Genomic DNA, 18,159 nt, shown 5'->3' with positions numbered 1-18,159 from the left:
AATGAGAAACGACCGAATTTAGCCGGCCAGACGCGGTCGATAAATCTTGTTCGGCCGGCGCCAGTCGATCCCGTCCAGAAGCAGCGAAAGCTGTGCCTTGGTGAGCGACACAGTCACCTGATCCTTGGTGGTCGGCCAGGCGAAACAACCCTCGGAAAGCCGTTTTGTAAAAAGGCAGAACCCCTGGTCGTCATGCGCCAGAATCTTGATGATATGACCCTTGTGTCCACGGAAGCAGAAGATCGCGCCGGTGTGCGGGTCGAGCGCGAGCACCTGCTGCACCATCCGCGCCAGGCTGTTGATCCCGCGACGCATGTCGGTCGCGCCGCAGCAAAGGTAAATCCGGTCGGTCGGCACAACCGTGATCACCTGGTCAACTCCGCCAGGACGATACGCAGCGCTGTCGGATCGACGGTCCCATCAATCCGCAGTCGCGTGCCGCTCGGAAAGGCCACGACGATCCTGCCGGCCGGGTCCGGGCAATCGGCGACGGGGCGTTCGACACCGGGCAGATCGCTCACGTCGATGCGCGCGAAGGTCGCTATCGCCTGATCGGCATCAAGCTCGCCGCCGGCCATCTGCTTGCGCCAGGCATAGAGCTGTGATGGAGCTACGCCGAACGCCTCCGCCACCTCCGTCACCGACGACCCCGCCGCGCTCGCCAGATCGACCAACGCGCGCTTCTCCGTGCAACTCCACAGCCTTCGTTGCCGCACGCGCCCGGGCACCGTTGTAAGATCTTCGGACGCCGCGGCGCCGCTTAACTCGGCGACCGTATCGCCGCTTGCATGTTCCAATGTCATGGCTCGAAAACTCCATGTTCATCGGCCTATTGCAAGGTGCCTTGGCGCATCGCTTACGCTTATAATGGTGCGGCCGCTACAACTGCTGGGCTTCTTGAATCCCGAGATTAGATTAGATCAATCAGAAAGCTGGGCATTACCGGGCGAGCGAACGCTTGAGGTTGCGATCGTTAGAGAATGTGCAGGTGCTTAGAAAGGGGGCCACTCCAGATGGACGGTAACCCTCCGATTGTAACCCTGGAGATTTCTCCGTCCTAGAAGCGCGTCGACGTTATATATTCTTCTCACGCGGCCGCAGTGCTGCCGCTGCCATGCGAAGGCCCACGGATCGGCCCAGCCATGGTAGATCGATCGATCCCACGCCTCGTCGTACTTTCCTGGTTGTGGCTATCGCTCTTCCATGAGCAACCGCACGATTCCCAGTTCGACGTCTCGACACGCCGGACCCTCAATTTCTCCTCAGTGAGATCCCTGACGATCATCCTCACCTCTCAACTGCCGCGTTCGCTGCGCTGCGATCACGCGATCGATAGCGTCCTCGAGGATGTCGAGGCCTTGGCTAAGCTGATCCTCCCCAATGACTAGAGGTGGCAGACACTTCACCACTTCGTCATTGGGACCAGCGGTCTCGACAATGAGGCCCTTCCGGAAAGCGATCCTGACGACCTGACCGGCAGCCTCGCCGGACTTCAAATCAATGCCTCGCATCATGCCACGACCCTTTGCTGACACTCGCCCTGGGTCGTACTTCTGCGCGATCTGATCAAGACGGCTTTCCAGCAGATCGCCTTTGCCTGTGACGGACGCTGCCAAATTGTCCGTCCGCCAGAAGTGCTCTAGCAGGTTGTTGAAAAAGGGCTCGCGACGGTCCCATGTTCGTGATTCACTCTGCCACGAAGAGGCGGAGTGAATCGTGCGTGGCGGTGACGGACAGACGGGCGAGTTGTTCAGCTACGTAGACCTTGAGGCGCGGGTGCGGCGCGATCATCCGTTGCGCCGTATTCGGGCGATTGTGAACGATGCGCTTTCGGCTCTGGAGCGGGAGTTCGCGGCGCTGTACTCGCCGATCGGGCGGCCGTCGATCCCACCGGAGAAGCTGCTGCGGGCGATGCTGTTGCAGGCGTTCTATTCGATCCGCTCGGAACGGCTTTTGATGGAGCGGCTGGAATACGATCTTCTGTTCCGCTGGTTCGTCGGCATCGGCGTTGATGCTGCTGCCTGGGACCATTCGGTATTCTCGAAGAACCGCGACCGGCTGCTGGAGGGCGACATCGCGGCGAAGTTCCTGGCTGCCGTGCTGGCGCAGCCCAAGGTGAAGAAGCTTCTGTCCACGGACCACTTCTCGGTCGACGGCACGCTGATCGAGGCCTGGGCGTCGATGAAGAGCGTCAAGCCGAAGGACAGCTCGGGCGAACCACCGGCAGAAGGCGGCGGACGCAATGCGGAAGCGGACTTCCACGGCGAGAGGCGATCGAACGAGACCCATGCCTCGACCACCGATCCCGACGCCAGGCTCTACCGCAAAGGAAGAGGCAAGGAGGCGAAGCTGTGCTTCATGGGGCACGGGCTGATGGAGAACCGCCATGGCCTTCTGGTCGACGCCTGCCTGACGTTTGCCGACGGGCATGCCGAGCGGGTGGCGGCACTCCATATGATCGAACCTCGTGCGGATCGGTCGGCTGCGATCACGCTCGGTGCCGACAAGGCATACGACGCGGAAGACTTCGTCAACGAACTGCGCTCGATGAAGGTGACGCCGCATGTCGCGCAGAACATCAGCGGCCGCAGCTCGGCGATCGACGGACGCACCACCCGGCACGGCGGCTATGCCGTCAGCCAGCGGATCAGGAAGCGCATCGAAGAGGCATTCGGCTGGATCAAGACAGTCGCCGGGCAGAATAAGACCAAGTTGCGCGGCCGCGACCGTGTCGGGTGGGCCTTCACCTTCAGCGCTGCCGCATACAATCTGGTGCGGCTGCCGAAGCTTATGGCGGTGCCGGCATGACAGCGCCGGCGGGCTGTCAGTTGATCGGTCGCTGGCGAATCGTCGGGGCCGATCTGTGGGATCGAGGTTATCTCGACCTCGGCGGACCCGCCATCATGACCATCGGGACCGACAACAACGGCGAGATCGCCTTTGGCGCCCTGCAAGTCGGCCTCGATCTCAGCTATAGTCCCTCGATGGTCTTCTTCACATGGGCCGGCTGCGACGAGATGGACGAAGTCACCGGCGACGGCTCCGCCGAAATGCTTGACGACGGCTCGATCACGATCACCTTCACCTATCACAACGGTGACGAGGCGATCCTCAAAGCCAAACGAGATACTTCTTCAACAGCCTGCTAGTCTTACTGCGTCACAAGATGCGATGATTGGGCTGTGCCGTGGCACAGCATGGACATCGCATCATTCTGCGAGCGAGAGCGACGGTGAGCTTTCGGCGCAGCGTCGCGATCGAGTTTGAGGTGTGTCGCTCGGGCCGAATGGGTGGACTTGTCGGATCTGGAACCGCGGGGAACGGGAGGTTCCTCGCCGCTTTTGGGACGGGCAAGTGCTGAGGGGGGAATAGTCTCCCGTTCGGAGAGGAGGAACCCGTAAGCCGCTATGCAGAGACTGGCATGGTGGTGGAAGCCTCGCCAACCTCGGCCTTCGTAATGACCAAGACCCAGCTCCTGCTTGAGTTCGCGATAATCCCGTTCAATTCGCCACCGTAGCTTTGTCGTTGCGACGAGCTCACGCAGCGACATCGTTTCCGGGAGGGTGGAAAGCCAATATTTGAGCGGTTCCTTGTCACCTTCGGGCCATTCCACGAGGAGCCATTCCTCGGTTCGTGGATGCCTGAGATTGTAGTCTCTCGAGGCGGGGCGAAGACGAGCAGCGGCAAACCGCGATGCGAGATCGACGTTGCTGCCCTCGCGCCAGGTGATGGTCTGCCACGCGTCTGCCGGCAGGCTCTCGGCAAGGGCCTTGGCCGAGAGGGGTTGATGATCCGCGCTCCGTTGCATCAGCGAGGGCGGCCGTCCCTTTCCGCTCCAGGCCTTGGGCGGCAGTGGCCCTTCACCTGGGCGCCAGACGGTGAGTGTCGGCTGGACGCCCACGGCATAAGCAAGCCCCAGCTCTGTCAGGCCTTGCCGGAACTCGCCATCCGCGCCGTAGCCGGCATCGGCAAGGATCACGCCTACTGGTGTCTTCGTCGCTAGCGCGGCATGGATTTGCTCAAGCGCGATCTGTGGCTTGGTTTGGAAGATTATGTCGTCCGGGATTTTCGCCTTCTTTCGACGTTCCAGATCGTGCGCCCAGATTTCTGGTAGATAAAGCTGCCAGGCGACCGGCAAGCTGCCGCCTTCGTTCGCAATCGAAAGACTGACGGCGACCTGGCAATTGTCCTGCTTGCCAAGCTGACCGCAATATTGACGCGCAACGCCGACCGAATGCTTGCCCTTCTTTGGAAAGCCTGTGTCATCGACAATCCATGCGGTGATCGCACCGCCGCGCTCAATCATGCGCGGTAAAGCCCAATCACGAACCCGCGCCATCAGCGCTTCATCCGACCAGGGCGCTTGTCCCACGAAATGCAAAAGTGACTGGTGCTTGGCTGAAACGCGCGCCGGCGCCGTTATCGCCGCCAACGGTTCGACGCTTTTGCGCGCCACCGGCATCATCAGACCCGTACAATAATCCCGAAGCGGATCCGCCCGATCGGCGTGGCCGATGACTTCGATCAGTGCCTCAACATACCCATCAAATGCAGTCGCTTCGCTGCCGTTCTCGCTGACCATGGCGCTGACCAATCCCGTGAATCAGCACCCTATCACACCCAACTTCCGGCGAATCCCACCTCAGCCGCGACTTTCTGACTCAGTAAGACTAGGGCCGCTCGCGCGGTGACGAAAGCATGGCAATTCCCGCGGAACGTCCCGTTGTGCTCTCCCGGCTCCCACTTGTCGAGTTGTCGATCAATGAGGACGAGGGCCATCGGCAGGCCATAGCCAGATATCGACTTCGCCATTGTAATGATGTCTGGACGTAGCCCAGCAGCTTCGAAGCTGAAGAACGCATCGGTCCGGCCAACTCCCGCCTGGATGTCATCGACGATCAGCAGAGCTCCGTGTCTGTGCGCAATGGCTGCTACTTTGCGTAGCCATGCAGTCCCGGCGACATTCAGGCCGCCTTCGCCCTGGACTGTCTCGACAATCACCGCCGCCGGGGCGTCCACGCCGCTGGAGGGATCCGAGAGCACGCGGTCAAGGTAATCGGCGGTGTCGACAGCGGATCCCAGATAGCCGTCATATGGTAGCCGCGTGACGCCGCCGAGCAGCTGGCCGGCGGCTGCGCGGTGGTGTCGACTTCCGGTGCAGGCGAGAGCGCCAAGGCTTACGCCATGGAAGCCGTTGGTGAAGGCTATGATGTTGGGCCGACCAGTGATCTTGCGCGCTAGCTTGAGGGCAGCCTCGACCGCGTTGGCGCCGGTCGGACCGGGAAACTGTACTACGTAGTCCAGTTGCCGCGGCCTAAGGATCGTCTCTTGGAATTCCCGCAGGAAAGATTCCTTGGCTTCGGTATACAGATCGAGGCCATGGGTCACGCCGTCAGCGGCAATGTAATCTGCGAGGGCGGACTTAAGCTCAGGGGGGTTGTGCCCATAGTTTAGGCTTGAGCAACCCATGAGAAAATCGAGATAGGCTGTCCCATCTCGCGCAAACAGCTGTGCCCCTCGTGCCATCGCGAAAACTACGGGAAAGCTACGGGCGTAGCTGCGCACTTCAGACTCAAGATGATTGAAGATCGCGAATTCCTCCTCGCAATCTTGTGCACTTTGAACATTCATAGTTGCTTCCTCATGCTAGTATTGGCTGGCGGAAGGCTGCGCCATGCCAGCAATACTACTCGACGGCTTTACGCCTTCTAGGCCACCCACTTCCGATTGAACAAAGGAAGTCCCTGTGTATTTTGCTCAACAAAAGACCTCAAGTCCGCAACTCTATGAGGATTACTGGCAGACATAACGACCTTTCCGATCATTCCTCCGAGTTCAACGAACTGCCCTTCATCAAGCCCCCGCGTTGTAAGTGCAGCACTACCGATCCTAAGTCCGCCTGCCTTTGATGGGGAAAGCGTGTCAAATGGGATCGGATTCTTATTCGCGACCACATGAGCTTCCATCAGCAATCTTTCAATTTCACTTCCGGTCGTGCCACACCTCAACACATTGAGAAGCAGTAGATGCGAGGAAGTGCCGCCAGAAACAAGCGTAACACCTGCATGAACCAAGCCCCGCTCCAAGGCTTTCGCATTTCTCAAAACATCTCTTGCATACTCTCGAAACCGATCAGTTTGTACTTCAGAAAGCAAAACCGCACGCGCTGCAATCATGTCCATTTTGGGCGCGCCCTGCAAGCCAGGAAATATTGCCCTGTCGATTTGTTTCGCCAAGCTATTTTTACATAAGATCAAACCGCCGCCACGTGGTCCCCGCAGGGTTTTGTGTGTGGAAGTCGTAACTATGTCGGCGTGAGGGAAAGGAGAGGGGATCGCGCATCCCGCTACAAGACCTGCGGTATGTGCTAAATCCACCCAAAGCAGTGCTTCAACCTCTAGTGCGATCTGGTGCATCTTCTCATAATCAATCAATCGCGGATATGATGAACCTCCGCAGATGATTGCCGCAGGTCGATTTTCGAGCGCAATTGATCGGACCTCATCATAATCCAGTTGCTCGTCGGTCTCTGACACTCCGTAGAAACACCATCGAAAATTTTGGCCGCTCGCATGAAACGGGGCGCCGTGGCTTAAGTGACCGCCGTCCCGAAGCCGCATGGACATTAGCACGTCGGATGGCTGAAAAAGCTCATTCATTATCGCGAAATTGGCAATGGTAGCGCTCATGGCCTGAACATTCGCGTGTTCGCAGCCGAACGCAGATTTTGCTCTCTCGATCGCTAAATTTTCTAGTTGGTCAGCATATTCGCAACCTGAGACACACCGCCTACCCGGGTAACCCTCTGCATTCTTGTCGGCAAATATACTTCCTTCAAAAAATCTGATCGCTGGAGAGGAATAGTTTTCAGAGGCGACCAAGCTTATCTGGGACAACTGACGATGTTCCTCCAAGCGCACAAGGTTGTCGACTTCTATGTCTAACGAAGTTGTAACCTTATCCACTATGATTTCCTCGTTATAAGTCATGGTGAAACGTGGCAACCAATATCCCCTCAACCAATTCAACGAGGGCGCATTCTATGCCTTGAACATCACTCAGATCCCTTCCGACGATTACGAGATCAAACGGACCGCTATCTTCATAGCCCTCTACCATCACAACTGCTCCACGTTTGACGGAAGAATTGTAGTGCAGTTGTCGTTTTTCAAGCAGATCGACAAGATCTGGAAATCGAATGCCAATAGGGATGGCGGTTCGCGACAAGACAACGCGCTCACCGTTTTTGATATCAGGTTCTAATCCTAAGGAATTTGATACGGCCCTTATCGAAGAGAAACCTCCGTGTCGCCCGTTTACTTCGCATGCGAAGAAGCCGACCTCTTTGGCGTTGACGATATCAACGCTGAGGGGTCCGAAATATCCAGCCTCACGGGCATAGTTACCAATGCTATGACACCAAGCCAGAACGTCTTTAGGCAGGTCATCAACAAGCGTTCTATCCCAATATGCACCTCCGTACCCTGGATTGAACAGGATAGACGCGACGCCTACGAGTTCTACTCTGTCTCTGCCAATGTCGAAATGTACGCCTACCGAAGACTCATTTTCGCTATATGCCTCAACGATTACAGGCTCTTTCTCCGTCGCAATCAATCCTATTTCATGAACCCCTGCACGGATGGAACTGGCATCAGCTTCGCGAATACAAACCGCGCGCGTCGCGCCCTGGAACGATCTTTCGATACTCTTGGAGATGACGAAGTTGCCATCACCACCTGAATGACGAGCCACCTTCAGAATTACCTTATTGGAAACCGACAGGGCTCTGCACACAGCATCCACCACTTCCTGAGCGTTTACGCAGACACTGCCACTTGCAATCGGCACGCCGAGATTATGCGCAAACTCACGAAATTGTGCCTTGTCGTTAAAGCGACGTGTTGCTTCTGGACTTGCCCGAACGTTCTGATTTGAAAACGTTATGGGAACATTCCCCAAAAATCTTGCAATGCAAATAGATACTTCGTCGGCGATATACGGCTCCAGACACGAAACGCGGCCCGAAGCCAACGAACTCAGGGACTTGGACAAAGGACTGCCAGCCTCGAGGTCTTTTTTCGAGATCGGTAACGGACGCTTGGTGGCCGTCGCTGAAGTCGTTAGCGACACGATGTTGCTTCCACCCTTTAGGGTATTAACATAGTCTAAAAATGATTGTGATACAGGCGTCGGGGTGATAAGTATGTCGTCGCTCTTAGCAAGCCAAATCATTCTTTTGGCTTCCGCTGCATTATTTTGCAAATAGTTGTCCGACAAAAAGGGAGCTGATGGAGCCATAGCGTCGGAGCCAACATTTCCTAGTACTAAAGTGCTCATCGTATTCTACCCCATAATCGGTCAGCCAACATGTCCGGAAGTTTGTCTTTCTGCTGCCCACCAGTCAATGCAAGCATCAGCAAGGATATTAATTGGGTCGACAATGTCATTATCGTCTGCGATATCTCCGCAGATCGCTGACAATTCACTGCAAGCGAGGATAATTTTGTCAGGGTCGAAAGATCTGGCGGCGTGGACAAGTCTCGTTAAATTGTCCTGTGCATCTGTGATGTTCCCGGACTTGACGTCAGCTATAATCTTGATGGCTTCATGCTGAAGTTTCGTGAGGCTGCGAAAAAACTGTTTGCCGAAGGCGTTTTCATTTGGTCTCGCGTAAAGCCCGTTTTGCATAGATGCGCTCGTTCCTAAGGAAATTGAGCGAAGGTTGTGTGCTTCGCTGCCACGTGAGTCCTCTATGGCTTGTCTTGTGATCTCTACCATATCGATCAATGTTACTGACAGCGCTTGTTTAATCTCTGTGGCCCAGAGATGTGCAGTATTGCAAGGGATAGCGATTGCTCCGCATCCGGCTTTCTCTAGCCAATACGCGCGTTCCAAAATGTGCAGCAAGGGGGCGTCGCTGCCGATTGAAATTGCTTGCGAACGATCAGGGATATTGGGAACCGATAGACAAATAAATGGGATGTGATCCTGGTCTCTTTCAACTCGGCTTTTGCGAGCCAGAACCTCCAAGAATTTAGCAGTCGCCAAGCTTCCCATTCCGCCGACCACTCCAAGTGGTTTTCTTTGCCCAAGTAGTCCGGGAGATAGGGAATTGCGTCGCGGGATGACGTCGATCATCGAAAATTCCTATTGGTAAGGTTTTGCGCCACCGATCATCTGTGATGCGGGCCATCCGCGGTCGTTCCGTTTGCGTGTTCTCAATAGCGATATGTTCTCTACCTGCTCCGCCGCCGTGCGGGATGCCCGGCATCGCTGAAGCTATAGCGACGCGGATCCGCCTAGAATTGCCGAGCTTGTTGACGCACGATGAGCGCTTCAAAAAGCGTGCCAACTGCGCAGAAAGAGCCTGGATAAAGTTTTGACATTAAGATCAAATATTTAAGCTAGAGCGCCGTACGAAATTGGGCCCCACTATGGAGCAGGCGCGACAAACCCGACAGGGCATGTCGCTTGTCGATGGCCGGGTAGAGACAGCGCCAATGCCGGAATTTTCGCATAGGTCTCGTCAATCGAACCGGCCCGCAACTTAACTTGCGGGAATGCCTCGATGTGCGCGCCTAAAAGGTGTACCTGGTGCCGTAGGGCATCTCCTGGCCACTCGGCCGCATCAACGTTCCCATAAGCGGCCTTTGAATCTTCCCCAGTTCGCGTGTTGGAAAGGATATCGCATCGCTATTCTCGCGAATTGGATGGCTGTCCGTTCTGGCATTCCGGGCGCGAGTAAATGTCGCGTGGCATTGTACGATTTTGTCGGACATCGACATGGCTGGTTCGACCCGGGCCATGGTTCTGAAAGCATTTTTCTTTGGTACGCAATTTGCTTGTAGTCAGGAGAGTGTCGAAAAGTCACCAAACGGCATCCTGCCGGGCACGTAATCCGACCGTCGGATAGCAGATGCTTCGGATCCAAAAGAAGGAGGAGGCCCACGCTTGCCGAAAGACAGTCGAGCCAAAACTCCGCAGGCGATTTCGCTGCGGTCGTCCTTAGCGCGGGTGGCAACCCCGCAACCGGTCGACAGAGCCAAGACGCGAATGTTCGCAAAGCCTCCAATGTCATTCTGGCTTCAGTTGCGCCCGCATCGAGCCCCCCAAGGAGAGGGGTACTCAACACCGCCGCTCAGGGGAAGCCGAACCCAAGAACAATACTCGCCAGGATGTGTTCGATTGCATGCATCGAGACGGAAGCGCCGGCAGGTCAGGAACGGAATGCTTTGGTCCGCCCGGTTCGAAAGGCAGCGGAAAACATGGCATCAGGGGATCTCTAAAACTTGGGAGGCTATTCAGACCGAACAAGCGGCCCCACATAGTTTGGAATCGCATTCCACGGACTCAACATTGACATTGAAGTCATAGCTTCATGCAGCGTGAAAAGTCACAGCGTCATGCAGCGTGAAGGTCCCTCTCCGCCCGCTTCAACGATCCTCGCTCCCCTTCGGAACCGAGTATTTCGATCGGTGTGGACAGCCACACGCATAGCCGACCTAGGACGGTTGGTGCAAACCGTTGCCATCGGCTGGCTGATGGCAACGGTTTCGGCTTCCGACCTAATGGTCGCACTTGTGCAGGCTGCCTCCACATTGCCGACGTTCTTCCTCTCAATTCTCGCGGGAGCTGTTGCCGACAATTTCAGCCGTCGGGGGGTGATGTTTGCAGGGCACTGCTTGATGGCATTGGCATCCATCACGCTGGCGACTTCCGTCGGCCTGGGTTTTGTCGGTCCTTGGCTAATACTGGGATTGGCTTTCCTGGCCGGCTGCGGCTTGGCCTTGAATGAGCCGGCCTGGCACGCTTCCGTCGGCGATATCCTGGACAAGCGCGACATCCCGGCTGCGGTGACGCTTATGTCTGTCAGCTACAACGTCGTGCGGAGCATAGGGCCGGTCTTGGGTGGCGTGATCCTGGCCTTCTTTGGACCGTTGACCGCTTTCGCCCTAGCGGCGCTGGGTGATTTGGCGCCTCTCAGTGCAATTTGGCGCACCAAATGGAAAGTTCGCTCTTCTCCCCTTCCTCGGGAGAGAATGACGACGGCGATTCATGACGGAGTGCGCTTCACGGCGTTGTCCTCGGAAATAAGAGCCGCAATCGCCCGTGCAGCCCTTTTCGGCTTGGCCAGCATCTCCATCCTCGCGCTCCTCCCTCTCATAGTTCGCGATCAGATGGCGGGCGGTCCGATCGTATTCGGCATTTTATTGGCCGGCTTCGGCATGGGGGCTTTCATCGCAGGCATGAGCAACGGCTTTCTAAGGCGGATCACGTCTCAAGAGAGGCTGTTGACGTTCGCATCGGCAGCTTGTGCGGCATGTTGCCTTTCCATTGCACTGACATCGTCGGTCGCTGTGGCCGCCATTTCGCTGGTACTCGGCGGCGCGGGTTGGGTTATCGCATGGACGGGCCTTGACGTGTCGGTGCAGTTGTCAAGCCCAAGGTGGGTCGTCGGCCGCACGATCTCGATCTACTACGGCTTTGCCTATGGCGGTATGGCAGCCGGCAGTTGGCTCTGGGGCACTGTCGCGCAGAATTACTCACTGGCTTGGTCTTTAGGAGGCGCCGCGGGGGCACTGTTGCTAGTTGCAGCAACGGGAATCGTGCTGCCGATACGTCCGTGGGAAGAATCGGATCAAGAGAATGCAGATTTTCACGCCCCGGAACTGGCACTCGATCTCACGCCCAGAAGTGGCCCCATCGCTGTCAAAGTCGAATATTCCATTTCGGAGGAAAACATTGAAGCCTTTCTGGGCTGCATGCGTGCAAGGCGGCACGTTCAGAGTCGAGCCGGTGCACGAGACTGGACGCTCCAGCGAGACCTTCAAACGCCTTCACTTTGGACGGAAACATTCCGCACGCCAACCTGGATGGACTTTCTTCGCCTCAATCATCGTCTCACGATTGCGGATGAGGAAGTCGGCCAGCGTCTTCGCGCGTTGCACGACGGAAAGCTTCCTCCGCGCACAGTGCTTTCGATCGAGCGAACGACAGACGCAACTCGTGCCCGTGCCCAACCGGGTTGTCGCAAAGTTTTTGCGTTCACCGGGTACTAGAATTATCCAGTCCCGATCCGGTCGCCAAGTCACTCTCTGCCAAACTGTGCCTCTCCGAAAGCTATTGTCATGGACAATTGTTGCATTTTTTCGCTGTTTCAGTTTTTCGCTTAGCCGGGTCTTCTTCGGCAAAGTCGCTGCTAGTCTGCAGTATCGTCTCAGATAGCAACTTCGCTGCACGGCCCAAGGGCTCACGGAAGCTTTGAAGCTCTTCAAAGCTGACGCGGGCAACTGGAACGGACACGCCAAGACAAGCGATCAAAGTTCCGCCCGGGGCGAGAATTGGAACAGCGCATCCAACCACACCTCTGACAAACTCTTCGTTGGTCCGAGCCCACCCCTCCCTGCGAGTTTCCTCTAGAACAGCGAGAAGGGAATCAGGATCGGTTATCGTCCTGTCAGTATGCTGCTCCATCTTCAGACACCGAACCAGCTTTTCACGCGGCTTCACCGGAAGCATGCTCATGTAAATTTTGCCAGTGGACGTACAATAGAGGGGCGCACTGTGCCCAGGATCAAATTGCAGTCCTTGGGGGGGCTTAACTCGCACGCTGTCGACATAGACCACAGCATTGTTCCGCACGATACCAATCTCGCATTGCTCGCCGATTTCTGCTGAGACATTCTGAAGAACTGCGTGGCGTCGTGCCGTTCGAAAGGCTGAGCCAATCGTCTTGCCCGCAAGCACAACTAGGTTGTTGCCGACAACGAATCGTTTTGTGCCCGCCGCGCGCTGGAGCAGTCCGCGGGACTCGAGGTTGCTGATCAATCTGTGGGCTGTTGGCAAGGGAAGGTCGAGATTCTTGGCAATGTCTGCCGCAGTAACTGCTTTGAGTTGAGTGGCCACAAAATCAAGGATTGCAAATGCCCGATCCAATGGACCATCCGAATTGACGTTTGAGCTCATTAATGACTCGCGCTGGGCTGAGAGGATTCATAATATGAGAATAAAATTCCCGAAATTTGATTATAGCAGCGATACTCAATTTTGAGAATGTCTGACGGCAATTAGAAACACATCCGCTATCGAACCTCTCAATCCCGCCTGATCCTCGAATTTCGCTGCAGGTTTAGTCTTACTGCGTCACAAGATGCGATGATTGGGCTGTGCCGTGGCACAGCATGGACATCGCATCATTCTGCGAGCGAGAGCGACGGTGAGCTTTCGGCGCAGCGTCGCGATCGAGTTTGAGGTGTGTCGCTCGGGCCGAATGGGCGGACTTGTCGGATCTGGAACCGCGGGGAACGGGAGGTTCCTCGCCGCTTTTGGGACGGGCAAGTGCTGAGGGGGGAATAGTCTCCCGTTCGGAGAGGAGGAACCCGTAAGCCGCTATGCAGAGACTGGCATGGTGGTGGAAGCCTCGCCAACCTCGGCCTTCGTAATGACCAAGACCCAGCTCCTGCTTGAGTTCGCGATAATCCCGTTCAATTCGCCACCGTAGCTTTGTCGTTGCGACGAGCTCACGCAGCGACATCGTTTCCGGGAGGGTGGAAAGCCAATATTTGAGCGGTTCCTTGTCACCTTCGGGCCATTCCACGAGGAGCCATTCCTCGGTTCGTGGATGCCTGAGATTGTAGTCTCTCGAGGCGGGGCGAAGACGAGCAGCGGCAAACCGCGATGCGAGATCGACGTTGCTGCCCTCGCGCCAGGTGATGGTCTGCCACGCGTCTGCCGGCAGGCTCTCGGCAAGGGCCTTGGCCGAGAGGGGTTGATGATCCGCGCTCCGTTGCATCAGCGAGGGCGGCCGTCCCTTTCCGCTCCAGGCCTTGGGCGGCAGTGGCCCTTCACCTGGGCGCCAGACGGTGAGTGTCGGCTGGACGCCCACGGCATAAGCAAGCCCCAGCTCTGTCAGGCCTTGCCGGAACTCGCCATCCGCGCCGTAGCCGGCATCGGCAAGGATCACGCCTACTGGTGTCTTCGTCGCTAGCGCGGCATGGATTTGCTCAAGCGCGATCTGTGGCTTGGTTTGGAAGATTATGTCGTCCGGGATTTTCGCCTTCTTTCGACGTTCCAGATCGTGCGCCCAGATTTCTGGTAGATAAAGCTGCCAGGCGACCGGCAAGCTGCCGCCTTCGTTCGCAATCGAAAGACTGACGGCGACCTGGCAATTGTCCTGCTTGCCAAGCTGACCGCAATATTGACGCGCAACGCCGACCGAATGCTTGCCCTTCTTTGGAAAGCCTGTGTCATCGACAATCCATGCGGTGATCGCACCGCCGCGCTCAATCATGCGCGGTAAAGCCCAATCACGAACCCGCGCCATCAGCGCTTCATCCGACCAGGGCGCTTGTCCCACGAAATGCAAAAGTGACTGGTGCTTGGCTGAAACGCGCGCCGGCGCCGTTATCGCCGCCAACGGTTCGACGCTTTTGCGCGCCACCGGCATCATCAGACCCGTACAATAATCCCGAAGCGGATCCGCCCGATCGGCGTGGCCGATGACTTCGATCAGTGCCTCAACATACCCATCAAATGCAGTCGCTTCGCTGCCGTTCTCGCTGACCATGGCGCTGACCAATCCCGTGAATCAGCACCCTATCACACCCAACTTCCGGCGAATCCCACCTCAGCCGCGACTTTCTGACTCAGTAAGATTAGAGGGCCGATTGTCTTAGTGATCAGTTCAGTCGTCGATGAGCAGTTGATGCCCCTTATGGGGAACATGGATCACCCTACGGCGCGCGCTTTGCCCTGTTAATGCTGCAGGCGAGCTGGCTTTGCTCGACGCCAGACCTCGTTTTTTTAACCGTCTCCCTTTCGGCGTGTACTGGTGAATGGGGTTAGACGCCTTCGCACTCCAATCCCTCTTCCATCGATTACAGAGCGCGGACGAAGCAACCTTCGCTGCTGTGTTTTACTTACTGGCTGCATGGCGGGACTGCATGCGGCTCGCCATGACGCTTGCTACAATCCTCAATGCGCCGCTGGCTAGCGAGCTGGATGCGCAGCCAGAGCGCCTTCAAGAGGCAAGATCCTCATGTATTATCATTTTTCGGAATAAACAAGTCCGCTAAACGATATAATGGTGGACCGATAGCTCTTTTTACATATGCTTTTGCCATTGCTGCTCGCAAGCGAAAATTGTGCAGCGCAATGAACAACGTGCGTGCAAATAGCGTCGCCTATGTGCCGGACGACAAGGGCGTGGCTCACCCCGCGGCGAGCAGCGGCGGCTAGCCGAATCGGAGAGATAGATGACGCAGTATTATGATGTTGAGGCGGTGAGGAAGCTATTTCCTGTCGTCGGGAAAATGACCTACCTCGACTCCGGCTTCCAGGCGCCGATGTCAACGCCCGTCAAGCACGCCTTTGAAGCTTTTATAAAGGAAAGTTATGAGACAGCTGGTCCGAAATCCGTGTGGATTGACCGCATGGAGGAAACTCGGGCCAAGGTCGCGGCTTTGTTGAGCGCGGCCACTGAAGAAATCGCATTCACGAAAAACACGTCCGAAGCGATGAACATTGCCGCGAACGCTCTTCCGCTAAAGGCGGGCGACAATGTTCTGATGATCCATGGCGACCATCCCAACAACACGTACGCATTCCTGAACCTGAGAAAGAAGGGCGTCGAGGTCCGCTTCATTCTCATGACGGAAATCGTCAACGCCGACAGCTTCCGCCCGCACCTCGACGCCAATACCAAAGCTATCTCGATGTCGCATGTGGCCTTCCATTCAGGCCATCGCTTCGATATCGAAAGCGTAGGTGCGCTCTGCAAGGAAAAGAACCTCTACTTCGTCATCGATATCATGCAGGCGGTCGGCGTCGTGCCGATCGATGCGAAGAAAGTCGGCGCCACCTTCATCGGCTCCGGGACGCACAAGGGACTCCTCGTTCCCCAAGGTCTGGGCCTGCTCTATTGGGATCGCACCCGCACGGAATTGGAGCCTGCGTATCTTGCGGCAATCAGCCTTGGAAATCCGCCAGCGGACTTCATCGCCCGCCCTGACGACATGGCACTGGCTCCCACGGCCGGCCGCTTCGAACTCGGCAACTTCAACCTGCCGGCAATTCATGGGCTCGGCGCCGCTCTCAATCTGATCAACGAAATCGGCATCGAGAAGATTGAGGCTCATTGTTTTGATTTGGGCGACAGGCTCCTAGCGGGGCTTGATACGCTCAACATCAAGCTTGTTGGCCCCCGCGACCGCTCCACCCGTGCTCCGCATATCTACGTCGCCGCGCTGCCAGCCGATGAATGGATCGACTACTTTGCCTCCAAGGATGTGCGCGTCTCGCCCGAGCGCGATGGCGTTCGCATCTCGCTTGCCATGTTCAACACCGCTTCCGACATCGATCGCGTCCTGCACGTCATAAAGGAACGCGGCAACACGGCCGGGCGCTCCTCAAAGGCCGCCTGATGCCTTACCGGAGCGCGGCAATCGCTGCAGGCTCCAATAACGATAAGACGTGAACCAGGAACACAGTCATGATCGTAAACCCAGCCATTTGCCTAGACTGCATGTACTTCTGTCCGCAACAGCCGCAGGCCCGGTCGCTCTGGGGCGGAAAGAAAGTATCCATGTTGTGTAGGATCGGACCGGCAGGAGCGGTGGCGACCGAAAGGGTAATGAGCGAATTCCTCAAGCAGATCATCCACTGAAAGCCCAGCGCTTTGCAACAGTGCCGGTTTCCGCAAATCACGCGAGGTATCATCGTGACGAACGCTCCACAAATCGAGCGCATTGAGAAAGACCCGCTTGGCCCTGTAAGCATCCCGGTCGATGCCTACTACGGTCCTCAGACGGCGCGGGGCATCGCCAACTTCCCCATTTCGGGTATTAGAATCAGCCATTTTCCGAACTTCATCAAGGCGCTTGCCTACGTGAAAATGGCAGCGGCACGCGCCAACGCCGCGCTCGGCGATCTCGATGAACAAAAGGCCGATGTCATCTGCCAAGTTTGCGAGGAGATCGCGGCGGGCAGGCACCTCGGCGAATTCCCGCTCGATGTGTTTCAGGGCGGCGCCGGGACCTCGACCAACATGAACATCAACGAGGTCATCGCCAACCGCGGCTTGGAGATCATGGGACTGCCACGGGGAAAATACGACAAGCTACATCCGAACAACGACGTGAACTTCGCTCAGTCGACAAACGACGTTTATCCGACGGCGATCCGCCTTGCGATCCTACTTTCACGCGGGGCGTTGCAGCGAGCTTTGGAGCAGCTCGCGGACGAGTTGGAGGCCAAGGCCGAAAACTTTTCGGACGTGATCAAGCTTGGCCGAACGCAGTTGCAGGACGCTGTTCCGATGACGCTGGGCCAGGAGTTTCAGGCTTTCGCGACGACGCTGCGGGAAGATGTGGCCCGTATCGGTGAGATCGCCGCCTTCTTCCATGAAATCAACCTCGGCGGTACGGCGATTGGCACGGGAATCAATACGAACCCTGACTATCAGGCGGCAGCTGTCGCGGAGTTGCGCGGAATATCCGGCGTGCCCGTCGTCTCGGCTGGAAATCTGATCGAAGCCTGCTGGGATACCGGCGCCTTCGTGCTCTTCTCTGGAATGCTGAAGCGGACGGCGACGAAGCTCTCGAAGATCTGCAACGATCTGCGGCTGCTGTCCAGCGGCCCTCGTGGCGGCCTGAACGAAATCAATTTGCCAGCGCTTCAGCCCGGCTCCTCGATTATGCCCGGAAAGGTCAATCCTGTAGTGCCGGAGGTGGTCAACCAGGTCGCCTTCCAGATCATTGGTTACGATCTCACAATCACTCTCGCCTCCGAAGCAGGGCAGCTGCAGTTGAACGTGATGGAGCCAGTCATTGCCTACAACATACTGCACTCGCTGGAGCTTCTGACCAATGCCGTCGATGTACTGCGCACGAAGTGCGTCGTGGGTATTACCGCCAATGCCGAGGCTTGCCGCAAGCATCTCGAAGCCAGTACCGCCGTCGCAACAGCACTAACGCCTGCGATCGGATACGAGCGGGCAGCGGAGCTTGCGAAGGAAGTCTTGGCCTCCGGCAAAACTATTCGCGAAGTCCTGGCCGAGCAGCCCGACCTTTCGGAGGATCTAATCGCGAAAACCGCCGATCCCCACCTTTTGACCCGGCCAACGCGATCACGATTGGCATCGTAACGGCAGGCCAGAGA

Annotated in this window: 14 protein-coding genes and 1 pseudogene; 5 read left to right on the top strand and 10 right to left on the bottom strand. The window is 56.9% G+C overall.

Features of this window, described 5'->3' with window-relative positions:
* Positions 1-18: 18 nt before the first annotated feature.
* From tnpB to BPNPMPFG_RS33690, 3 genes are all read right to left on the bottom strand, one after another.
* Positions 19-369 carry an IS66 family insertion sequence element accessory protein TnpB gene (gene tnpB / locus BPNPMPFG_RS33700; protein ID WP_258597149.1) on the bottom strand — a complete coding sequence of 117 codons (351 nt, stop codon included), beginning with the start codon at positions 367-369 and terminating at the stop codon, positions 19-21.
* A complete protein-coding gene (tnpA, locus tag BPNPMPFG_RS33695) occupies positions 366-803 on the bottom strand; it encodes an IS66-like element accessory protein TnpA (protein WP_258597148.1) in 438 nt (145 codons plus the stop codon). Before tnpA ends, tnpB begins: the two co-directional genes overlap by 4 nt.
* 459 nt (positions 804-1,262) lie before the next feature.
* Positions 1,263-1,616, bottom strand: a complete 354-nt coding sequence (locus tag BPNPMPFG_RS33690) for an aminotransferase class III-fold pyridoxal phosphate-dependent enzyme (RefSeq protein WP_258597146.1) — start codon at positions 1,614-1,616, stop codon at positions 1,263-1,265.
* 100 nt (positions 1,617-1,716) lie between these two features.
* Here BPNPMPFG_RS33690 and BPNPMPFG_RS33685 point away from each other — a divergent pair, with 100 nt between their 5' ends.
* On the top strand, positions 1,717-2,808 hold the full coding sequence (locus BPNPMPFG_RS33685) for an IS5 family transposase (protein ID WP_258597145.1): 1,092 nt from the start codon (positions 1,717-1,719) through the stop codon (positions 2,806-2,808).
* On the top strand, positions 2,805-3,149 hold the full coding sequence (locus BPNPMPFG_RS33680; protein WP_258597143.1) for a hypothetical protein: 345 nt from the start codon (positions 2,805-2,807) through the stop codon (positions 3,147-3,149). Before BPNPMPFG_RS33685 ends, BPNPMPFG_RS33680 begins: the two co-directional genes overlap by 4 nt.
* A gap of 2 nt (positions 3,150-3,151) precedes the next feature.
* Here the strand turns inward: BPNPMPFG_RS33680 and BPNPMPFG_RS33675 are convergent, their stop codons facing one another.
* The 5 genes and pseudogenes from BPNPMPFG_RS33675 to BPNPMPFG_RS33655 form a co-directional block, all read right to left on the bottom strand.
* Positions 3,152-4,582 (bottom strand): IS701 family transposase, encoded by a 1,431-nt coding sequence (locus BPNPMPFG_RS33675; protein WP_258597141.1) that lies wholly within the window; start codon positions 4,580-4,582, stop codon positions 3,152-3,154.
* Positions 4,583-4,671: 89 nt separating this feature from the next.
* Positions 4,672-5,631: pseudogene (locus BPNPMPFG_RS33670) on the bottom strand (diaminobutyrate--2-oxoglutarate transaminase); the annotation flags it as partial.
* A gap of 77 nt (positions 5,632-5,708) precedes the next feature.
* A complete protein-coding gene (glyA, locus tag BPNPMPFG_RS33665) occupies positions 5,709-7,004 on the bottom strand; it encodes a serine hydroxymethyltransferase (RefSeq protein WP_258597140.1) in 1,296 nt (431 codons plus the stop codon).
* Positions 6,979-8,340 carry a preATP grasp domain-containing protein gene (locus tag BPNPMPFG_RS33660; RefSeq protein WP_258597138.1) on the bottom strand — a complete coding sequence of 454 codons (1,362 nt, stop codon included), beginning with the start codon at positions 8,338-8,340 and terminating at the stop codon, positions 6,979-6,981. The genes glyA and BPNPMPFG_RS33660 overlap by 26 nt, the downstream gene beginning before the upstream one ends.
* Positions 8,341-8,361: 21 nt before the next feature.
* Positions 8,362-9,141, bottom strand: a complete 780-nt coding sequence (locus BPNPMPFG_RS33655) for an aspartate/glutamate racemase family protein (RefSeq protein ID WP_258597136.1) — start codon at positions 9,139-9,141, stop codon at positions 8,362-8,364.
* A gap of 1,265 nt (positions 9,142-10,406) precedes the next feature.
* Here BPNPMPFG_RS33655 and BPNPMPFG_RS33650 point away from each other — a divergent pair.
* Positions 10,407-12,062 carry an MFS transporter gene (locus BPNPMPFG_RS33650; protein ID WP_258597134.1) on the top strand — a complete coding sequence of 552 codons (1,656 nt, stop codon included), beginning with the start codon at positions 10,407-10,409 and terminating at the stop codon, positions 12,060-12,062.
* Between the two features lie 67 nt (positions 12,063-12,129).
* Here BPNPMPFG_RS33650 and BPNPMPFG_RS33645 read toward each other — a convergent pair whose 3' ends face one another.
* Together BPNPMPFG_RS33645 and BPNPMPFG_RS33640 are read right to left on the bottom strand one after the other, a co-directional pair.
* On the bottom strand, positions 12,130-12,969 hold the full coding sequence (locus BPNPMPFG_RS33645) for an IclR family transcriptional regulator (protein WP_258597133.1): 840 nt from the start codon (positions 12,967-12,969) through the stop codon (positions 12,130-12,132).
* Positions 12,970-13,138: 169 nt separating this feature from the next.
* Entirely contained in the window at positions 13,139-14,569 is a 1,431-nt protein-coding gene (locus BPNPMPFG_RS33640; RefSeq protein WP_319946011.1) for an IS701 family transposase, read from the bottom strand.
* 688 nt (positions 14,570-15,257) lie between these two features.
* Between BPNPMPFG_RS33640 and BPNPMPFG_RS33635 the strand changes: the two genes are divergently transcribed.
* Together BPNPMPFG_RS33635 and BPNPMPFG_RS33630 are read left to right on the top strand one after the other, a co-directional pair.
* Positions 15,258-16,424 (top strand): aminotransferase class V-fold PLP-dependent enzyme, encoded by a 1,167-nt coding sequence (locus BPNPMPFG_RS33635; RefSeq protein ID WP_258597131.1) that lies wholly within the window; start codon positions 15,258-15,260, stop codon positions 16,422-16,424.
* A gap of 296 nt (positions 16,425-16,720) precedes the next feature.
* Positions 16,721-18,145: an aspartate ammonia-lyase gene (locus BPNPMPFG_RS33630; RefSeq protein ID WP_258597129.1), complete on the top strand. Its 1,425-nt coding sequence runs from the start codon at positions 16,721-16,723 to the stop codon at positions 18,143-18,145.
* Positions 18,146-18,159 lie beyond the last annotated feature (14 nt).

The organism is Mesorhizobium sp. AR07 (genome assembly GCF_024746815.1).
Taxonomy (GTDB): domain Bacteria; phylum Pseudomonadota; class Alphaproteobacteria; order Rhizobiales; family Rhizobiaceae; genus Mesorhizobium.
Note: the sequence above shows the minus strand (reverse complement) of the source record. Positions and strands in the feature narration are given on the sequence as shown.